Origin of the sequence: Acinetobacter stercoris (assembly GCF_900323515.1) — a bacterium.
Lineage (GTDB): Bacteria > Pseudomonadota > Gammaproteobacteria > Pseudomonadales > Moraxellaceae > Acinetobacter > Acinetobacter stercoris.
Genome location: NZ_OOGT01000277.1, coordinates 1 through 3,889, shown reverse-complemented (window position 1 = coordinate 3,889; position 3,889 = coordinate 1). Strand labels below are relative to the sequence as shown.

Below are 3,889 nucleotides of genomic sequence, written 5' to 3'. Positions count from 1 at the left end.
ATTTTTATCTATCCTTAGATAAAAATAAAAAAAGCCCTATTAAGGGCTTTGGCAGTTATTTTACAGTGGAATTTCAGACAATTTTGTCAGGAAATGCATAATCATACGTGGTTCTATCAAAATTGTGACAATGATGCCATATGCAGCACCCCATAAATGGGCACTATGATTGATATTATCATTTTGGCGTTTCCCGGCCCATATGCTGTAGGCAACATATAAAACGGCAAAAATGATCGCAGGAACGGGAATAATAAAGACGTAAATAATTTGCCATGGTGCAAATAAAATATAAGCAAATAAAATTGCAGAGATTGCACCAGAAGCACCTAGACTTGCCCAATGAGGATTATTACGATTTCTGAAATAGTCAGGCAAAATCGAAAAAATCAGTCCACCCATATAAAACAGAACAAAGCCTAAATCATAAAGGTATTGTCGATAAAAACTTTCGATCACACTACCAAAGAAAAATAAAGTGATCATGTTAAAGAGTAGATGAATACCATTGGCGTGTACGAAGCCATAAGTGATGAAACGGTCATATTGCCCACGTTGCATTGCTGGTGGCCAAAAAATTAAACGATTCATTACATTTTGGTTAGAGAAAGCAAGTAATGACACGATGATGGTAATGATAATTAAGGTAATTGTATGATTAAAGGGTAAATGCAGCATAAGCACTCACAAAGCGAAAAGAGTAATTTAACAGCAATAATGCCATTAATTGGGTGAAAAGCCCGAACTTTTTTATTAATTCCGACAATTTTGGTTGATTTTTACAAATTCTGCCGCATCTTCAGTTAAAATAACAGCTTCAGCTTGAGGAAAAAGTTATGTCGACTGAGAACACCAATACTGCAGTTGCAGAAGAAATTCCAAATTTATTGATTACACCAACTGCACAAGAGTATTTACGCGATTTATTGGCTAAACAGGATACTCCAGGAATTGGCGTTCGTATTTTTGTTGAAAATCCTGGTACTCCACGTGCTGAATGTTGCATGGCTTATAGTGCTCCTGAAGAAGTTGTACCAACAGATTACAAACAGGATTATGCCGATTTTCCTGCATTTATCGATGCGCCATCTATTCCTTACTTAAAAGATGCGGTGATTGATTATAATAAAGACCGTTTTGGTGGTCAGTTAACATTCCGTGCGCCAAATTCTAAAGTGCCACGTGTTGGTCCTGATGCATCTATTGAAGAAAGAATTACTTATATACTACAGGCCGAAATCAATCCGGGTCTTGCAGGGCATGGTGGTAACTGTGCATTAGTTGAAGTGCTTGAAGATGAGGAGCATGGATTAACTGCAGTACTTAAATTTGGTGGTGGTTGCCAAGGATGTTCTGCAATCGATGTCACCTTAAAACAAGGTGTTGAAACTACGCTTAAAGAACATATTCCAGAGCTGGCTCGTGTAGTGGATCAGACCGACCATAGCCAATCTGAAGGTGCTTATTTTAAATAATTTAAAATAGCATAAAACTGGATTAGGAAATAAACCCTCATTTTATGAGGGTTTATTTTTATTTGAAAAATAAAATTAATGAGAATAATTATTGATATTAATTGCATTTGTATTATTTTTTGTTAAACTCCATGACAGTTTTTAAGGTAATTTTAAGTTTGGGGTTACAAATGCACATCAAAATTGCGTATTCCGTTCTCAGCGCTTCGATCCTCACAGTCTTGATGAGCTCTGCTTATGCAACAGAAACATCAATAAAAACAGCAACATTAAAGAGTACAGTTGATGAGGCAGTAAAACTTGACACTATTGTTGTAACAGCCGCTGGTTATGAACAGGATGTTACAAAAGCACCTGCTGCAATGACCGTCATTACTAGAGAAGAGTTGGATAAACGAGAATATAACGACATAACCGATGTGCTTAGAAATACACCAGGGGTAGTTATTTCAGGGGCAGGATCTGCCCAAACCATCAGTATTCGAGGAATGGGATCGAATTACACTTTATTTTTAGTGAATGGTAAACGCCAATTTTCGAAAGATGTGAACCCAAATGGTGACGACAATGGTTTTGAGAAAAATATATTGCCGCCTATGGCTGCGATTGAACGTATTGAAGTAATACGTGGACCAGCTTCGACCTTGTATGGTACTGATGCCATGGGTGGGGTAATTAATATTATTACCAAGAAAGTGACCGATGAATGGACTGGTACTGTTGAATTAGGGACTGTTGTACAGGATCAAGGTGATTCAGGAGATATCAAAAATGGCTCTGTTTATTTAGCTGGACCTTTAATACCGAATAAACTGGGGCTGCAACTTGGCTTAAATAAACAAAAACGTGATGAAGATAGTTATGCTGGCGGTTTTAGAGGTACAGAACGAGAAAGCTTAAATACACGACTAACATATATTTTAAATGATAATCATGATTTTGAATTTGATGCGAATTTTCTAAAACAGGAAAGTGAAACGACGATAGGTAAAACGGTAGAACTTGCTAAGCCGGGAGAAAAACAGACGCAAGGTAGTAATGGACGTAATTATCGTAATGTTTATAGCATTACACATAATGGTCGTTATTCTGATACCTTAAAAAGTACTTCATATATTCAGTTAGAACAGTCAAAAAATCCAGACCGAAGTAATGGAACAACAAGTGGTATTGAGCTTGAGACATGGATTGCCAATTCACAATGGGACTGGGATATAAACAATCATAAGTTGATTCTGGGTGCTTACTTTAAAAATGAAGAATTAACAGATAGAGCAACAAATCAAAATGATGCTATGCCTATTACTGAGTTGGAACGCTGGGCATTTGCCATTTTTGCTGAAGATACATGGTCTATAACTGATAAATTTGACTTAACCACAGGTGTACGTTATGACCATGATGAAAACTATGATGGCAATTTTTCTCCACGTGTATATGGTGTTTATAATTTAAATGATGCATGGACATTTAAAGGCGGTGTATCTACAGGATATAAACAACCAGATTTAAAAGAGTCAAATAGTGATGTCCATTCTGTAACAGGTAAGGGAAGCGCTTTTATTATCGGTAATGATAATCTTGATCCTGAAAAATCAATTACCTATGAGCTTGCAACAGCTTGGCGTGGTGAGCGTTCGAAAGCCACTTTAACTGCTTATTATACAGAGTTTAAAGATAGGATTACCGAAGACAGAATTTGTCAGTCAGAAGGTGGTGTAAATGGAAATTCATCAACGTGGAAATGCCCAGATCCATTTGGCCGTTTAGATGCTGATGGCAATATAAAAATGTGGAACTTTTATGGCAGCCGTTTCAATATTGATAAAGCAACTATGCAAGGCATAGAAGCAACATATGACATTGAACTTGGCGAAGGTGTCAATTTAGGCGCGAACTATACTTATACGGATACGGAGATCAAGTCAGGCGCATATAAAGGACAACCATTAAATCAAATGCCTGAACATATGTTTAATGTCACGGTAGATTACGATATTTATGATGCTTTGAATGTTTGGTCACGTTTACATTATCGTAGTGAAACTTCACCATATTTGGGTCGTAGTTCCATGTCAAAACCGAACCCTGATTATACCTTTTTGGATGTAGGTTTTAATTATCAATTTACAAATAATCTAAAAGGTAAATTTGGTATTTATAACATCCTTGACGAGAAAGCTGAGGATGTAAATGGAGATCAATTACTTGATGGCAGACGTTATGGCATCAGTTTTGTTGCAAATTTCTAATCGTTTAGAAAAATCTTAAAACTATCTTTTATTAAACTGGATCAAATGGTTGATCCAGTTTTTTATATGATTTTGCTTTTGACTTGAATCTAACCCCCAGATTATTTCTCATTTATTTTTATATTTCACAAAAGAAACTTTAGTCCTGGATAAGTATTCATA

3 protein-coding genes are annotated in these 3,889 nt (G+C 36.2%); 2 read left to right on the top strand and 1 reads right to left on the bottom strand.

The features are described from left to right. Nucleotides 1-60: 60 nt before the first annotated feature. Entirely contained in the window at nucleotides 61-678 is a 618-nt protein-coding gene (locus KPC_RS18370; protein ID WP_121975776.1) for a rhomboid family intramembrane serine protease, read from the bottom strand. 158 nt (nucleotides 679-836) lie between these two features. Here KPC_RS18370 and nfuA point away from each other — a divergent pair, with 158 nt between their 5' ends. After that, nucleotides 837-1,475, top strand: coding sequence for a Fe-S biogenesis protein NfuA (gene nfuA / locus KPC_RS18365; RefSeq protein WP_121975775.1), 639 nt, complete (start codon nucleotides 837-839; stop codon nucleotides 1,473-1,475). 170 nt (nucleotides 1,476-1,645) lie between these two features. Continuing rightward, nucleotides 1,646-3,727 carry a TonB-dependent receptor domain-containing protein gene (locus KPC_RS18360; protein WP_121975774.1) on the top strand — a complete coding sequence of 694 codons (2,082 nt, stop codon included), beginning with the start codon at nucleotides 1,646-1,648 and terminating at the stop codon, nucleotides 3,725-3,727. Nucleotides 3,728-3,889 lie beyond the last annotated feature (162 nt).

Bases quoted from the DNA above. Each gene is read 5' to 3' on its own strand.
- KPC_RS18370 (WP_121975776.1), bottom strand. From the start codon at position 678: ATGCTGCATTTACCCTTTAATCATACAATTACCTTAATTATCATTACC.
- nfuA (WP_121975775.1), top strand. From the start codon at position 837: ATGTCGACTGAGAACACCAATACTGCAGTTGCAGAAGAAATTCCAAAT.
- KPC_RS18360 (WP_121975774.1), top strand. From the start codon at position 1,646: ATGCACATCAAAATTGCGTATTCCGTTCTCAGCGCTTCGATCCTCACA.